General features: G+C 66.6%; 14 protein-coding genes. 7 read left to right on the top strand and 7 right to left on the bottom strand.

What is annotated here, in order from left to right; genetic code table 11:
- Nucleotides 1-125: 125 nt before the first annotated feature.
- Together B9A95_RS08355 and B9A95_RS08350 are read right to left on the bottom strand one after the other, a co-directional pair.
- A complete protein-coding gene (locus B9A95_RS08355) occupies nt 126-935 on the bottom strand; it encodes an alpha/beta fold hydrolase (protein WP_084046460.1) in 810 nt (269 codons plus the stop codon).
- Complete coding sequence (locus tag B9A95_RS08350) at nt 932-3,682, bottom strand: PAS domain S-box protein (protein WP_084046458.1); 2,751 nt, start codon at nt 3,680-3,682, stop codon at nt 932-934. The genes B9A95_RS08355 and B9A95_RS08350 overlap by 4 nt, the downstream gene beginning before the upstream one ends.
- Before the next feature lie 223 nt (nt 3,683-3,905).
- On the opposite strand from B9A95_RS08350, the gene B9A95_RS08345 reads away from it, so the two are divergent.
- Nucleotides 3,906-4,115 (top strand): hypothetical protein, encoded by a 210-nt coding sequence (locus tag B9A95_RS08345; protein WP_084046457.1) that lies wholly within the window; start codon nt 3,906-3,908, stop codon nt 4,113-4,115.
- Between the two features lie 99 nt (nt 4,116-4,214).
- Here B9A95_RS08345 and B9A95_RS33440 read toward each other — a convergent pair whose 3' ends face one another.
- The 3 genes from B9A95_RS33440 to B9A95_RS08335 all read right to left on the bottom strand — a co-directional run bounded on the left by B9A95_RS33440 (nt 4,215) and on the right by B9A95_RS08335 (nt 5,407).
- Nucleotides 4,215-4,457, bottom strand: coding sequence for a hypothetical protein (locus B9A95_RS33440; protein ID WP_084046456.1), 243 nt, complete (start codon nt 4,455-4,457; stop codon nt 4,215-4,217).
- Nucleotides 4,458-4,554: 97 nt separating this feature from the next.
- Entirely contained in the window at nt 4,555-4,752 is a 198-nt protein-coding gene (locus B9A95_RS31830; protein ID WP_139806592.1) for a hypothetical protein, read from the bottom strand.
- Nucleotides 4,753-4,834: 82 nt separating this feature from the next.
- On the bottom strand, nt 4,835-5,407 hold the full coding sequence (locus B9A95_RS08335; RefSeq protein ID WP_084046455.1) for a pyridoxamine 5'-phosphate oxidase family protein: 573 nt from the start codon (nt 5,405-5,407) through the stop codon (nt 4,835-4,837).
- A 96-nt stretch (nt 5,408-5,503) separates the two neighbouring features.
- Here B9A95_RS08335 and pdxR point away from each other — a divergent pair, with 96 nt between their 5' ends.
- On the top strand, nt 5,504-6,988 hold the full coding sequence (gene pdxR / locus B9A95_RS08330) for a MocR-like pyridoxine biosynthesis transcription factor PdxR (protein WP_084046453.1): 1,485 nt from the start codon (nt 5,504-5,506) through the stop codon (nt 6,986-6,988).
- A gap of 336 nt (nt 6,989-7,324) precedes the next feature.
- On the opposite strand, the gene B9A95_RS08325 is transcribed toward pdxR, so the two are convergent.
- Complete coding sequence (locus B9A95_RS08325) at nt 7,325-7,507, bottom strand: hypothetical protein (RefSeq protein WP_084046451.1); 183 nt, start codon at nt 7,505-7,507, stop codon at nt 7,325-7,327.
- A 289-nt stretch (nt 7,508-7,796) separates the two neighbouring features.
- Between B9A95_RS08325 and B9A95_RS08320 the strand changes: the two genes are divergently transcribed.
- Entirely contained in the window at nt 7,797-8,465 is a 669-nt protein-coding gene (locus B9A95_RS08320; RefSeq protein WP_139806591.1) for a hypothetical protein, read from the top strand.
- Nucleotides 8,466-8,900: 435 nt separating this feature from the next.
- Here B9A95_RS08320 and B9A95_RS08315 read toward each other — a convergent pair whose 3' ends face one another.
- Complete coding sequence (locus B9A95_RS08315) at nt 8,901-9,572, bottom strand: hypothetical protein (RefSeq protein WP_084046448.1); 672 nt, start codon at nt 9,570-9,572, stop codon at nt 8,901-8,903.
- A gap of 67 nt (nt 9,573-9,639) precedes the next feature.
- On the opposite strand from B9A95_RS08315, the gene B9A95_RS08310 reads away from it, so the two are divergent.
- The 4 genes from B9A95_RS08310 (at nt 9,640) to B9A95_RS08295 (ending at nt 14,063) form a co-directional block, all read left to right on the top strand.
- Nucleotides 9,640-10,206: a hypothetical protein gene (locus B9A95_RS08310; protein ID WP_084046447.1), complete on the top strand. Its 567-nt coding sequence runs from the start codon at nt 9,640-9,642 to the stop codon at nt 10,204-10,206.
- A gap of 466 nt (nt 10,207-10,672) precedes the next feature.
- Nucleotides 10,673-11,323: a pyridoxal-phosphate dependent enzyme gene (locus B9A95_RS08305; RefSeq protein ID WP_245808194.1), complete on the top strand. Its 651-nt coding sequence runs from the start codon at nt 10,673-10,675 to the stop codon at nt 11,321-11,323.
- Between the two features lie 421 nt (nt 11,324-11,744).
- Nucleotides 11,745-12,785 (top strand): zinc-dependent alcohol dehydrogenase family protein, encoded by a 1,041-nt coding sequence (locus B9A95_RS08300; protein ID WP_084046445.1) that lies wholly within the window; start codon nt 11,745-11,747, stop codon nt 12,783-12,785.
- A 336-nt stretch (nt 12,786-13,121) separates the two neighbouring features.
- Entirely contained in the window at nt 13,122-14,063 is a 942-nt protein-coding gene (locus B9A95_RS08295) for an aldo/keto reductase (protein ID WP_084046444.1), read from the top strand.
- The last annotated feature ends 522 nt before the right edge of the window (nt 14,064-14,585 follow it).

The raw sequence follows: 14,585 nt of genomic DNA, 5'->3' as shown, positions 1-14,585 counted from the left end.
TGGCGCATTTGTCCGAAGTGCGCCGCGCGTGGAAGGGCACTCCTCACGGCGCCCTATTCTCCCCAATGCGCATTCAAGTCCGCGTGCTGCTCGGTCAAAAAGAAGTCCTCCCTTTGACACATGCTCTAAAACGCCTGAACTGGGAATCCCCTGACTGCGGCGTTGAAGGCACCGGGTTCCGTGAAGTTGGGAATGTGACCCACCCCCGGCAGAAAAGCCAGTTCCGCGTTGGGCAGGTTGCGGTGCAGGTACCGCGCCACGCTTTCGGGGACCGCGCTGTCTGCCCGGGTCTGCGTCACGAGGACCGGGTGCCGCGCCTGCGCCAGCAGAGACCGGTAGTCGGAATCGAAGATGGCCCGCGCCACCACGCCCGCGACCTCAGGCCTGACGCCCCGCACGTTCTCAGCGATCTCCTGAAGGGGCAGCGACACCGGCTGGTTGAGCAGCATGCCCGTCAGGGCGCCCTGCCAGTCCTGACGCCCGTCGATCAACCTGTAAAAGCCGTCCACGTCCGCCCGTTCGAAGCCGCCCTGATAGGTCGCGTCATTCAAGTACCGCGGGCTCGCCCCGATGAACACCAGCGCGCTGAAGCGTTCTGGGCGTTCCAGCGAAGCCAGGAGCCCGATCATCGCGCCCATGGAGGCGCCCAGCAGGGTGATGCGGCGCAGACCGAGTTCATCGATCAGGCGCACCATGTCGGCCGCGTACCCTTCGAGCCGCTGGTGATGCTCCGCACGCCACAGGTCTGGATCCGACTGCCCGAAGCCGGCGAGGTCATACGTCACGACCCGGTGGCTCTGTGCAAACGCAGCCACCTGGTGCCGGAAGATCCCCTGGTGGGAGCAAAAGCCGTGGGCGCACAGCAGTGTCTGCGGACCCGAGCCCGTGATAGAGGCGCTGGATTGCCGGGCGAATCTGGAATCAAGAACAGTCATAGGGCGTCCTCCTTTGCTGACGTAATGGGTTCGCCCTCCTGGCCGAAGAGCTTCAAGAAGGCCTGGACCACACGTTCGTCCAGCAGCACACCGGCCTCCTTGCGCAGCTGCTCGGCGGCTTCCCAGTGCGTCCAGCCCTTCTTGTAGGGCCTCTCGCTGGTCAGGGCGTCGTAGACGTCCACAACGGCGAAGACCCGGGCCGCGAGGGGGATGTCCGTTCCCGCCAGCCCCTTCGGGTATCCGCCGCCATTCCAGCGTTCCTGGTGGTAGAGGACCACTTCCAGGGTGGTGGGCGGCAACGAGGGAATGTGCTCCAGCATCTCGTACCCGATTCCCGGATGCCGCTTGATCACGTCCCACTCCTCGGGGGTGAGCTTCCCCGGCTTGAGCAAAATCGCGTCGGGAATGGCCACCTTCCCCGTGTCGTGCAGGAACGCGCCCCAGCGCAGGGCGTCGAGGTCAGCTCCCGAGAAGCCCAGGGCCCGGCCGAGACGCTCGGTGAGGTGCACCACGCGGTCCGTGTGCCCCTTGGTCTCGTAATCGCGGTACTCCAGCGCCAGGCCCAGCGCGCGCAGGGTCTCCTCGCGCGACTGCTTGAGTTCTTCCAGGTGGACCCTGCGCTCCACCGCCCGGCTGGCCTGCTCACTCACGCTGAGCAGCAGCCGGCGGCTGTCCCCGTCCACATCCACCGGCCCGTCTGTGCCAAAGGCCATGAAGCCGCGCAGCACTTCACGCGCAACGACCGGCAACACCGCCAGCGAGGTCCACACTGGCCTGGGCAAGGATTCAGGAGGACTGAACACCGGTTCGTCCGGTCCAGCGAAGAGGGCGGCGTGGCGCCGCAAGGACCTTCCGATCTCCCCGCTGCGCAGGGCCTTGTCCAGCCTCGTCCAGACGAACTGTTCGTCCTTGACGTCTCCGGCGCACAGCGGTTCGAGCAGCCCGCTCCTGCCAACTGGAAAGTAAAAGCCGTAGGTGTATCCCGTCAGGTCCAGGCAGTGCTCCAGCGCTGCCTGGATATGCTGTTCTGAAGCGTCCTGGGCGGCAAATTCTGCCGTGAGGTTTACCAGATGCTGAAAGCGGCTCAGCTGCACGCGCAGCGCTTCTTCCGCTTCCTGACGAGGGGTGATATCCCGCGTTGCGACGTGCACCTCGACCAGAGCGCCCAGCCCATCTGTGATTCTGCGAATGGTGCTCTCCACCCACAGGTACGCCCCGTCACGGCGCTGCATGCGGTGGGGCGGCACAGGCATGGGGCCAGCCCAGGCCGCCTCCACCCTGGACAGATCTTCCGGGTGAATCAGCTGTGTCAGGAGATGGGTCTCGAGCTCCTGCGCCGTGTACCCCAGCAGGCCTTCTGCGGCGGGCGAGGCGTACAGGCACTCACCAGCGGGACTGAAGATGCGGATCAAGACGTCGGACTGCTCCCCGAACAGCTGCAGGCGGCGCTCCGTGGCCTGACGCGCCTGCTCGGCCTCGATGCGCGCCGTCACGTCGCGCGTGTTGATCACCACACCCTTGATGTCCGGATCGTGGGCCGGGTTCACGCCGGTGGATTCCAGCCACACCCAGTGACCCTCCTTGTGCTGAAAGCGGTAGGTGGCCAGAACCGGGACCTGGGAGGTGGCCGCCTGCTGGAAGACCGCCCTGAACCGGTCGAGATCCTCCGGATGAATGCCTTCGAACACGCTCACGCCCAGCCGGTCCGTGGGGGCGTAGCCCAACATGCGCGTCAGCGCCGGGCTGATGTACTGGGTTACCCCGTCCAGACCGATGATGCTCACCAGGTCGTGACTGTACTCGGTGATCTTGCGGTAGAGCCGCTCCTGCTGCTGGAGCCGCGCATGGAGCGCGCCGCGCTCCAGCGCCAGGGCGCACTGGGCGGCGACGGTGCGCAGATACCGCCGCTGCGTCTCGCTCAGCGCCCCGTTCTCCGCGAACGAGAGCGTGACCGCCCCGATGACCTGCCCGTTCACCCAGAGGGTCAGGGCGGCGTGGCTCCCGCTGGCTGGCATCAGGATGTGCTGCAGGTGCGGGTACAGGGTCTGCCAGTCTTCCACCGTCAGGAACAGGTCGCGGCCTTCCCGGATGGCGTCCGCCGCAGGAACGGGAATCTCCACAGGAAAGCGCCGCCAGGGTCGCTCGACGTGGTCGGAATACCCCGCACTTCCCACGACCGTCACGTGCTGCCGATCGTTGTCAAGGAGCATGACGCCGCCAGCGATCGCCCCCATGGCTTCGAGCCCCTGCAGCAGGATGACCTGCACGACCTCGTCCGTGGTGCTCGCGCCGGCGAGCGCCGTCCCGAGTCCCTCGAGCGCGCGCGCGCGCTGCTCGGCATGGACGCGGACCGTCACGTCCCTCGCCTGCACGAGGATGCCACCCACGCTGGGATCGTTCAGCAGGTTGACCGCCGTGCCTTCCAGCCACCGCCAGCTTCCGTTGGCATGCTGCATGCGGTAAGGGCACAGGGTCACGGTAACGCCGGGCAGCAGGCGCACCAGTTGCTGGGAGAGCCCTTCGCGGTCGTCTGGGTGCAGGGAGGCGAGGTTGAAGTGGTGCTGCTCCGCCGTGGGGTTGCGGTCCCAACCCAGGTGCTGCCGCACAGACGGACTCTGGTACAGGACGCGGCCCTCCCGGTCAAGCAGCGTGATCAGGTCGGCGCTGTGCCCCATCAGCGCCTGGAAGGGAGCCTCACGCCCGTAGAGGGTGCCGAGGGAAAAGGAGGTGGGGGGAGAGTCAGTCACGTAAACCTCGGTCTTTCGCGCCCCCAGGCTGAACGCAGAAGGTGGGACAACATGAAGATGACGTGAAGGCCCTCTCAATGCTCTTACACCGGCTTAAACCGTGGCCCGGTGCACCGGTGCAGGTCCAGGAGCTTCAGGCGGCATCTCCCTGCTGTTCCCGGGGTGCCCCCGGTGGGGGCCTCCCACAGAAATTCCCGCCATAGGCGCTATCTTCCGGAGCACCATGACTGTCAGCCCGCTCCCCACCGGCTCCTGCCCGGACCTCACCTCATTCGTCGGGGACACCGGCCGCTTCCACGTGTGTCCAACCACAGGGGGACTGCACGTCACCATCCAGCGCTACGATGGTCCTCCCCACAGCATGCTGCTGGACCGCGAGCAAGCCCTGGCGCTTCTGCACGTCCTTCAGCGCTCCTATCCTGAACAGGGATAGTGCGCCGGCGGGGTTCGCGGTCAAAGCAGGACGCCCGCCGGCGTCGTGCCCCGGTCAGTCAGGTGCGCACCCCCTGCCGCCAGTTCCAGGCGCGGCACCTCACGCCCGCCTCGTCTGCCCACACGCCTCTCCGGGCAGGAGCTGATTGCCGTCCTTGATCGTCGCGAGGGCTTCAGCGCCGTCTGTGACCTTTCGGGTGGCGCGCCCGATCACCTGCTTGAGGTCCTCGCCGCCGCAGGGCAAAGCGCACGCTGACCGCGGTGTGGACGCCGGCGGGCCAGTTGATGGCGGGGCGTTCGCTCCCTTTACGCGGGTGATGAGGGCCTCAGCAGCGCCCATCATGGATCATCCGTTACGTCCCCTCCGCTCCGGTGCGTCTACGCCCATCACCGTTTTTCCTGCTTCCTCCGCCTGGGTAAACCCGCGACCGCCTCACAGATCAACCGGAATTCTGATGGCGCCGAAAGGAGGTGTCCCGCCTGGACGCGAAGTGAGGATGTTCAGCGGGGGGCGTGCGCAGGAAGTTCTGACGGGCGTGCACACCGGCTTCCCGCAGCAGCGCCAGGCTTCGTGCGCCGCTGGGACCGTTCGGGAGGCGTTCGGCCACCACCGGACGGCTATGAAGGGAGCTGTTCAAGGCTGCGCCTTCAGGGAAGGCGCGTCGGCAGCCCCGGGAAAGGACCCCCGTACGCGGGAGCAGGCCGGGGGCCCTCCCAGGTTCACTTGCGCTTTTGCCAGCCGGGTGAGTAGGTGTCGTTCCGGGCCGGCCAGCGCTCGCTGGGTCCGGGCAGGTGGCCCTGCTTGCCGGTGATGGTCTCCGGCCTGATGGCGTACACAACCGTTCCGTTCACGCGCGGCAACGCGTCCTTCTCGCGGCCCCACGAGTCCTGTGGGGCGTACTTGGTCATGAACGCCCGGTAGAAGCGCACTTTCTCCTCCACGTCCTCCACGATCCGGATGCGACCAAAGACGATCACGGAACGGTACGACACAGAGGTGTCGCACTCCACGTGCCCGTATGGGTACACCTCCCCGGGTTCATCCACCTCGAAGCTCACCTGATCGTGAAAGCGCACGTTCTTCAGGAAATGCCCTTCGTGCCGGGAGGTGTGCAGGTAGATCTGGCCCGCGTGCCAGGTGAAGAGATTGGGCACCACGTACGGATAGCCGTCGGGGCCGAGGGTACCCGTCCGTCCACAGAAGGCGGCGGCGAGGAACGCCCCGGCATCCTCGTGGGTCATGGCTTTGTCCTGGCGTTTGAGTTGTCCCCGCGGTGTTGCGGCGTCTGTCATACATGTTCCTCCGGCGTTGCTTCAGGGCTCAAGTCCTCCCCCACGCGTATCTTCTGGTAAAAGTGGTCTGAAAAGAAGGACCAATCAAGGAGAAAAATGACTGACCACTTGCCCGCCCGGCAGCAAGACGTCACGGTGGACGTGCCGCTTCATCTGGACCGTGGGGGTGGCGTACCGGTGGTGACGCAACTGCGGCAACAGCTGCACGCCGCGATCGCCCACGCGCAGCTCCTGCCCGGCACGCGGATGCCCAGCACGCGTACGCTCGCCCGCATTCTGGGCATCAGCCGCGGAGCGGTGATTGCGGCGTACGACGACCTGCTTGCGGAGGGCTACCTGGTGGGCCGGGTGGGGGCAGGTACGTACGTCAGCGCGGAGCTGCCCTCCACCCCGGTCGCGGCTCCAGCGCCCCCACCCGCAGAAAGCGTTCCCCGCTGGTTGCGCGGCGCGCCCGTGACCCCCGACGTGTCCCCGCCCGCAAGCGGCGAGGGCGTGATCGACTTCCGGGTGGGCCAGCCCGCCGTCGCGCCCCTCTCGGACGCAGCGTGGAAGCGTGCGTGGCGCCGGGTGGCGGAGGACGCACTTCCCGGCGCATACGCGGACGCGGCGGGCGACCCGGAGTTACGGGAAGAGATCGCGGCGTACCTGCGGCGCTCACGGAGCGTTGTGTGCGGCGCAGAGGACCTGGTGGTCACCAGCGGAACCATTCAGGGCCTGCACCTCATCGCGCGGGCGGTGCTCGCCCCAGGCGACGTTGTCGCCTTCGAGGAACCCGGGTACCGCCTGGCCCGGCAGGTTCTCCGCGAGCGGGGCGCGCAGATTCTGCCGGTGCCCGTGGATGGAGACGGCCTGCAGGTGGCTGAACTCCCCCTGGGCGAGGGCGCGCCTCCCCTGGTGTACACGACGCCCCCGCATCAGTTTCCCCTGGGCAGTCGCCTCTCCCTCCCCCGGCGCCACGCCCTGCTGGCATGGGCCCGGACGCACGACAGCCTGATCGTGGAGGACGACTACGACGGTGAATTCCGCTACGACGCGGCCCCCCTTCCAGCGCTGGCCTCGCTGGACCCGGCCCGGGTGGTGTATCTGGGCACCTTCTCGAAGGTGCTCTCCCCCGTGCTGCGCGTGGGATACGTGGTTGCGCCCCCAGTTCTGCGCGAGCAGCTGGTGGGCCTCAAGACCATCACGGACTACCACACGTCCTGGCCGGTACAGCGGGCGCTGACGTATTTCCTGCGTTCGGGCGATCTGGAACGGCACCTGGGCCGGATGCGGCGGGTCTACGCCCGCAAGCGGGAAATCCTGGTAAGGGAACTGGAAGGAGCGAAAGCGGTCGCCCGGGTGGGAGGCCTGGAAGCGGGCTTCCACGTCCACCTGGAGCTGGACGGGCGCCTGGACGCGGCGGAGGTGATCGGCCTGGCCGAGAAGCAGGGCGTGCGCGCCAGCGTGCTCTCACCGTACTACGTCGCACAGGACGCACCTGGAGGACTGCTGCTGGGTTACGGCGGACTGGACGCTGACCAGATCGCGCGGGGAGCGCGGGTCCTGGTCCAGGTCATGCGGGGCCTTGCCGGGATTTCCTGATCCAGGCGCGGGGCACTAGGGCAGGCGGACGCGGGGTGAGCGTGGCGGTCAGGCCCCAGTCCTCGCCCACTGCGCCGCCTGAAGGCCAGCGGCACCTGCAGCGCACCGCTGCACCTCCTCAATGGTGAAACTCCCCGCCCCGTCCCAGCGCCTCAAGCGTAAAGTCGTTTTCCCCAGGGTCATCCTGGCGCCGGGAACAGGAACGATGGCGCGCCGGGTGACCGATCTGGACGGAGCCAAAGCCCTCACCGAGCAGGAAGGCCTCAGTGACGACAGCCTGTCAAGAGTCCAGCTCCGCCTCGCCCTCCCCTGCACCCATCACGTTGAGGTCAGTTGTCAAAAAGAGGACTTGTTTTTGACCGGGTCCGGCGAGCGAACTGGAATGCGCATCTGGGTGAATGGCGCCGTGGGTGGAGGGACACCCCTCACGGCGCCATTCACCCAGATGCCCCAGTCGGGGATCAAACCGTTCTCGCGGATGCCCGTCACGCTGCCCGCTTCAGGAAAGCCTCCGGTCATACCCACCACAACCTAGAGATAGAGGCGATTGCCCTCCAACACCGGGGGACTGACCCGAAACATCATCGCTGCGGCAGTGATCCCGGCTCAGCCCACGGGTACGTGTATCCCCCCAGGAACTCCTGGGGTGGGTTTTTTAAGGCCTGATACTCAGGTCTTGCACCTGAAGAAGTAGCGGATGTCCGCGTTCACACGGGCGGGTTCGATTGGAGCGCTGGGAGGTTTAAAACGGTGGTGCAGGGCGTGTGGTTTGACGCCTTTTTGACGGGTGCACCCCCATAGTCAAACCATGAGAAAGACGAGGTTTCGCGCACTGTCGGCCCTTCCCCTCCTTCTGGCCGCATGTGGTGGAGGAAACTCCAGCCTGCCTCCCAATCCCTCGGTTTCGGATGTGGACGTGACTGTGCAGCTGTACAGGGAGTTTCTTGCAGGGTGGACGCTCGGAGCAGGCAATGTGGCGCTGCGGTCCTTCACGCTGGACAAGTCTGCCGGGGCCGTCGTCGCTTCGGGTCAGGTCGACGCTCTCGGCCGGGGCACGCTCAAGCTTCCCGGCGAGCCCCAGGGCGTACTGGAGAAAGCAACCTTGCCTGCACGGATCGTGAGTAAAGCGCTGAGTGCGAGTTGCACGGACACATTTACCGAGAGCGATCCCAGCGCGAGGGCACTCATGCTCAATACGGGGGATTTCAGCACCAGTGAGGGCGGCGTGTCACTCTATCTCCTGCCCCAGATTGGGGACAGTGGGTTTCAGATTGACGTGCCTGTATTTGTGACGCGCGACGATACGCTCAGCGGGACCCTGCAGTGCGTCAAAGTCGGTGTGGTGCAAAAGGTCACGCTCCCCTTACATCGGGGGTGGAACCTGATGCGCTTCGTCATCAACGATGACAAGTTCACCCTTTCAGTGATGCCGTTTGGAGGGCTGTTGTCCTTCGGAACCAAGCCTCCGGTCTTGTAAGAGTGGGGCAAGCCAGGCGTTCGGTCACCAACAGGAAAACTGTGGCGCTCATGCAACTGGTCACCTGCCGAGTGGTAAAGGCGTAATTTGTCCGAGGGTCAGCGCTGCGGCCTGGTTTGGCCCAGCAGTAAGCGCTGGCTGCCCGGAGAACAACAGGAATAAGCAGGACTTTGTCACTTTGAAAAATTACGTCTGGCTTGCACTCGTCTGGAGGAACAAGGCAGGGCAGACGTTCTGCACTCCTCCCGTTGGATGGTGCCGTGTTGCAGAATGAGAGGAAGCGGACCCAGAGTGCGTCCACTTCTGCCTTCCAAATGTTGGTGAACACCCGGCTGGCGCCCAGAGAGGTCAAGAAGCATGCGGGAGGAGTGCAGAACGTCTGCCCTGGCGCACAAAAGTGCCCGGGCCGTTAACTTCTCGGAAGTCGGTCGCTGCCTATTGCCACCGTTCAGCGCAAAGGAATCCATGGGCAGCCTGGTACTGGGGCAGTGCGGCGTCTCCAGGGAGTTTCGTCTCCCGTTGGGCGTTTCGTACGAACGCCTCCACAGCAGCTTTGAGGTCCAAAAAGACCAGGTTGAGCTTCACGAGTTCGCTCCAGTCCTCCCAGGCGATCTGCGCTTGCGGCAGCTCGGCGCCGAGGTAACTCATCCCCGACCAGAGGGAGACGCAATCCCCCACGCGCACCGCATGACCCTCCTCACGCAAGTTCACGCCCTCCCCAGGCCGCAACTCAGCGAGACTTCGCAAGAACGATGGGTCCTCAGCGTTCCCTTGCAACCACGATCCGTTGAAAAACGCCTCAACGGCCTGCAGCGCTTGCCAGGGGCCCCTCTGGCATCCCAACCTCAAAGTGTGGTTCCCATACCGGGAGAGGTTCGGGCACCTCGCACCCGTCAGGCGGGCCGTCCACCAGACGGCCTCCCCCTGGTCATTCTCCCCTTCCAGCTGGACCACTTCATCTGCCTCCAGCGGTGTTCCCGCAAGACACTCCCGGTAAGGACAGCACTCCTCGACCCATTCAGGCTGCCCCGCAACGGTCGTGAAGCGGATCTCCACAAGTGTGAGGCCGAAAAGCACGGAAGCGGAACTCGCGCGGTTCTCGGTCATTCTCCCGACCGTACACGATCTGTGCCATTGGAGGGATTGGGCCACCACCACCGCACGCTGCAGGGGTGTGAACGCACGGCGTTTGCGGGGCCACCTCCCGGCCGCGCTCCTCCTCGCCTTCCTCACCGCGTGCGGCCAAGGCCAGTTCAGCAATCCCTTCCTTGTTCCCCCTGATCTGACAGCCACGCCCAAGCCCCTGGCCCTGACCGCCAGCAAAAGTGCTTGCGTCGCGGTGACGGCCACGGGAGACGGCACGCCCGTCACAAACCTCAATCTGAAGGTTCCCGGAGCCCCTAAAGAGCTGACGGTGACCACCAGTGGCGCAGGCCTTCAGATCCAGGCGTCCCCGACCACCACGCCGGGCGCGTACCCCATCATCATCCAGGGCTCGACGACAGGCGGCAAGGGGGAAGGCGTAATACAGGTCAACGTAACGGCTGAGACCACGATACCCACGGCAGGCTTCACCTCGGCCTTCAAGCCCACCGCCCTCACGCTGACGGTGGGCAGCGGTTCCCGGGTGGCCTTGCAGATCACGCGTGACGCGAACTACACCGGTCAGCCAACCATCAAGGAGATCAAGCCGGTCAGCAAGCAACTGACCGCGACCCTGGGCGGCGGGGATGGAGTTTGATCGTAAAGGCAGGACAGGGCTTAGGTCGGTATGAATCCCAGTGGAACGTTTTGTGTGTTGGCCCGTTTCCGCTCGGTCCGAAGCGTGGAGGACCGGTGTGAGCTTACACCGCTACCAATCATGGTACTCCGCTGACTGGCAGGAGCCTGATGAATGGCGCCCGTGTTTCTGGGCTCAGCGCGGTAAAGAGTGGGGATCCACTGCGTTCTTCGTCAGCACTTTCAGACTCAACGGAAGACCAATAACGCCATACCAACCCCTGTTCTACCCGCGAGACGCGTCATCCACGAGGCTGTTCGTCTTTCAAGAATGGCCCTTTTTTAACGCATAAAACGTCACCGTGCGTAAAGCGTAATCCGAACTGGTCACCTTCACTGTACGGAGGATGGAAGGAAGTCCCTTCGGACTGACCTCCAACCGCTCAAGTTGGCCTGACGCTTGAAGCATCCCAACTCAGGACGTCACGTTGCCCTGGAGGCGGCTCAGTGCGCGGCCGCGCGGACGGCACCTGGTCATCAGCGACACCGTCTGGACAGGCTACGGGCGCGTCCCGACCTGGGTGGTCGAGGGATACGCGACCATCTTCATGGAGATTGACGCGCAGCTCGCCGCGCAGGGCCGCGGGCAGCCGGACGTCGTCGCCGCGCAGATGGGCGTTGGCTCCCTGGCGGCGGCGGTGCGGCATTACCGGGTGCCAGGCTGGCAGACGCGGGTGGTGGGCGTGGAACCCCTCCGGGCAGACTGCGTGTTGCGGTCCCTGGAGGCCGGGGAACCCACCGCGGTGCCTGGACCCCACGCGTCGATCATGGCGGGCCTCAACGGCGGCACCGTCTCTCCGCTCGCATGGCCCGTCCTGCAAGGGGGGCTCAGCGCCTCCGTGGCGCTTCCAGACGGGCGCGCCGAGCAGGCCGTGCGGCTGCTCGCGCGTGGCGCCGTCACGTCCGGCGAGAGCGGCGCAGCTGGGGCAGGCGGACTGCTCGAACTGCTTGCGGGCCCACTCGCCGCTGAGGCGCGGGAGAGGCTCGGCGTCACCCCGGACAGCACGGTGCTGCTGATCTCCACCGAAGGCGCGACAGACCCTGAAGCGTATGCCCGCACGGTGCCGGAGAAGGCCTGAGGGGCCCCGCCGGGCGGCAGAGCTTCCCCTCAAGACCAGAGCGCTTGCACTCTGCCCACGACCTGAACAGGATCCCGGTTGATGCGCGCTGCCCCGTCCCGGGGTTCCCTGAGCGGACCTGCAACGCGGCGGAGCGCGCGGGAACAACGGTGACGCATAAGCGCGGCAGCACCGGAGCGGAGGGAAACCGTATGAAAAGGCCGGCGACCCGGCGCAGGTGCATGTGCGGCCCGGACGCGCCCCACCCGGCAACGCAGGGAAGACTGGTTCGTCCTGGGTCCTTTCCGGTCCGTGACCCCCGTCCTGACCCCTGTGCGCAGACCTCGCTGTGCGCAGACCTCGCGCCGCCCGCGGACGAGCTCCAGGCCCTTACTGCCGTTCACGCGGCCGGGCAGCCCCGGTCACTGCTACTTTGGGGAGCATGCGAGCCGTCGTCTACGCGCAGTTTGGCCAGCGTCCTGAACTCCGGGAAGTGCCCGACCCGGCACCAGTGCCGGGGGGCGTGGTGCTGGAAGTCGGTGCGACCGGCGTCTGCCGCAGCGACTGGCACGGCTGGATGGGTCACGACCCGGACATCCGGCTGCCCCACGTCCCCGGCCACGAGATTGCCGGAACCGTCGTTGCCGCCGGGCCGGGCGTTCGGCGCTGGCAGGTGGGCGACCGGGCGACGCTGCCCTTCGTGTGCGGTTGTGGGGACTGCGGCGAGTGCCAGTCCGGCCACCCGCAGGTCTGCGAGCGCCAGTTCCAGCCGGGCTTCACGCACTGGGGGTCGTTTGCGCAGTACGTTGGCATTCACCACGCCGATCAGAACTTGGTACGCCTTCCGGAGGACATGACGTACACGACGGCCGCGAGCCTCGGGTGCCGCTTCGCCACGTCGTTCCGCGCGGTGGTGCAGCAGGGGCGTGTGCGGGGCGGAGAGTGGCTGGCCGTGCACGGCTGCGGCGGCGTGGGCCTGTCGGCGGTCATGATCGGCCGCGCCCTTGGGGCCCGCGTCATCGCCGTGGACATCGACGATCAGAAGCTGGAAAGAGCCCGGGACCTGGGGGCAGAGGTCACGGTGAACAGCCGTACCGTCTCCGACACCGTGCAGGCCGTCCACGACCTCACGGGAGGCGGGGCCCACGTCTCCCTGGACGCCCTGGGACACCCGCAGACTGCCTTCAACTCGGTGGCCAACCTCCGCCGGCGGGGACGGCACGTGCAGGTGGGCCTGCTGCTCGGGGACCAGAGCCGGCCGGCACTTCCGATGGACGCCGTGATCGCCCGGGAACTCGAACTCTACGGCAGCCACGGCATGGCCGCCCACGCGTACCCGGAGATGCTGGGGATGATCGGAGCGGGCCTGCTGAAGCCCGAGGCGCTGATCGGCCAGCGCCTGACGCTCGAAGAGTCGATAGGCGCCCTGGTGAACATGGACCGGTTCGCAGGAACGGGCGTGAGCGTCATCGACCGCTTCTGACGGGGGCGCGTGCGGGCGCAAGACGCCCGCGCCAGGTGCGTTTCCCGCCCGGCCTGGGCCGTGGGCCGCGCACGGTCAGCGCCCGGGCCACCGCGCGGTGCCGATGCGGATCCCGGCAGGCAGGAGCCGGCATGGCCCCCGGCGGAAACGTGGGGCGTCGGCCCCGCTCCGCGCCTTGAGGGTGAGCGCCCCCCGCGCCCTGGAGCATGGGTCCGAATGGCGCCGGGCGTGGAAGGGCAGCCCTCACGGCTCCCCCTTCTCCCCCATGCGCATTTCGCTTGCCGGGCTCGCTCAACAAGAGGTCCACACGTTGATACATGCTCTAGGATGATGGGCATGCAACTCCGCGTCCTGGGTTCCTCGGGCCTGCAGGTCTCCGCCGTTGGTCTCGGCTGCAACAACTTCGGCGGCCGCCTCGATCAGGCCGCCACCACAGCGGTCGTTCGTCAGGCCCTGGACCACGGCATCAATTTTTTCGACACCGCCGACGTCTACGGCAACCGGGGCGGCTCGGAGACCATGCTGGGCCGGGCCCTCGGGCAGGAACGGTCCCGCGTCATCCTCGCCAGCAAGTTCGGGCTTCCCATGGACGATGCGGGTGAGCTTCAGGGCGCCAGGCCCACCTATATCCGGCAGGCACTCGAAGCGAGCTTGCGGCGGCTGGGCACCGACCACCTGGACCTGTACCAACTTCACCGCCCAGACCCTGAGACGCCCATTGAAGACACCCTGGGGGCCCTGGACGAACTCGTTCAGGCCGGTCTGGTTCGGGCCGTGGGCGTGTCGAATATGAATGCGGCCGGCGTCCGGGCGGCGGACGAGGCAGCCGAGCGACCCGGCCAGGCCCGGTTCACCGCCTGTCAGGACGAGTACAGCCTGCTGGTGCGGGACATCGAGGGCGAGCTGATGCCTACTATGCGGGAGCTGGGTCTGGGCCTGCTGCCGTACTTCCCGCTGGCCAGCGGCCTGCTCACCGGGAAGTACCAGGCCGGGCAGCCCCTGCCCGAGGGGGCCCGCATCACGGGATCAGAGGGCGCGCAACACCGGTACCTGACCGCACGCAACTGGCGGGTCGTGGAGGATCTGCGGCAGTTCGCAGCGGCGCGTGGGCATACCTTGCTGGACCTGGCCTTCAGCTGGCTGCTCTCGCACGACGTGACCAGCAGCGTGATTGCCGGAGCCACGCGGCCCGAACAGATTGGCGCGAACGTGGCCGCCGCGGGCTGGACGCTCTCTCCCGAGGACCTCGTTGAGGTGGACCGCATCACGGCCGCCTGACAGGGGTGGGGGCCCAGCCGTCAGAATTTCGGTTCATCCGTGATGAAATCACGGCTCCCCCCGAGCAGACCCTACGGATAGGCCGGAAACCGTATCGCACCCTGCCCCCGTTGGCCGGACAGCAGCCCCAAACCCCCCACGGCCGGGCGCTTCTTGGCCCCGCAAGAGTGCCGAGAGGTGCTGGGCCGCCTTCGGCGCGCGGGGCATGTCCACTGCCTGGCAGCGCTGCTTCCAGGTGTCCTCCAGCGAGGAGGGCGCTCACGTCCGGCGCACACGGGGTTGTCCTCGCGCCGCCGGAGCTCGGCCAGCCCGCGCAGCGGCGGCAGGGACAACGTGGCGTTCAGAGTGGCCTGCACAAAAGGAGTCACTGTCTGAGAAACGCCGGTGTGGAGGAGGGAAATAAGCCGTTCTGGGCGAAATGAAGGCGTTCTGCGCCTTCCGCCGCCCCGCGCCGCCCGGAGGGCTGGGGCATCTTCTCCGGAGTCCGTCTGTTTCGTGAACAGCTCCGCCCCCCCACCGCTT

The sequence above is a fragment of the Deinococcus hopiensis KR-140 genome, from assembly GCF_900176165.1.
Classification (GTDB): domain Bacteria; phylum Deinococcota; class Deinococci; order Deinococcales; family Deinococcaceae; genus Deinococcus; species Deinococcus hopiensis.
The sequence above is the reverse complement of the archived record's forward strand: the minus strand, read 5'-3'. Positions and strand labels throughout refer to the sequence as shown.

Coding starts and splice junctions, on each gene's coding strand:
- B9A95_RS08355 (WP_084046460.1), bottom strand. CDS start 935: ATGACTGTTCTTGATTCCAGATTCGCCCGGCAATCCAGCGCCTCTATC.
- B9A95_RS08345 (WP_084046457.1), top strand. CDS start 3,906: ATGACTGTCAGCCCGCTCCCCACCGGCTCCTGCCCGGACCTCACCTCA.
- B9A95_RS33440 (WP_084046456.1), bottom strand. CDS start 4,457: ATGATGGGCGCTGCTGAGGCCCTCATCACCCGCGTAAAGGGAGCGAAC.
- B9A95_RS08335 (WP_084046455.1), bottom strand. CDS start 5,407: ATGACAGACGCCGCAACACCGCGGGGACAACTCAAACGCCAGGACAAA.
- pdxR (WP_084046453.1), top strand. CDS start 5,504: ATGACTGACCACTTGCCCGCCCGGCAGCAAGACGTCACGGTGGACGTG.
- B9A95_RS08325 (WP_084046451.1), bottom strand. CDS start 7,507: ATGACCGGAGGCTTTCCTGAAGCGGGCAGCGTGACGGGCATCCGCGAG.
- B9A95_RS08320 (WP_139806591.1), top strand. CDS start 7,797: ATGAGAAAGACGAGGTTTCGCGCACTGTCGGCCCTTCCCCTCCTTCTG.
- B9A95_RS08315 (WP_084046448.1), bottom strand. CDS start 9,572: ATGACCGAGAACCGCGCGAGTTCCGCTTCCGTGCTTTTCGGCCTCACA.
- B9A95_RS08300 (WP_084046445.1), top strand. CDS start 11,745: ATGCGAGCCGTCGTCTACGCGCAGTTTGGCCAGCGTCCTGAACTCCGG.
- B9A95_RS08295 (WP_084046444.1), top strand. CDS start 13,122: ATGCAACTCCGCGTCCTGGGTTCCTCGGGCCTGCAGGTCTCCGCCGTT.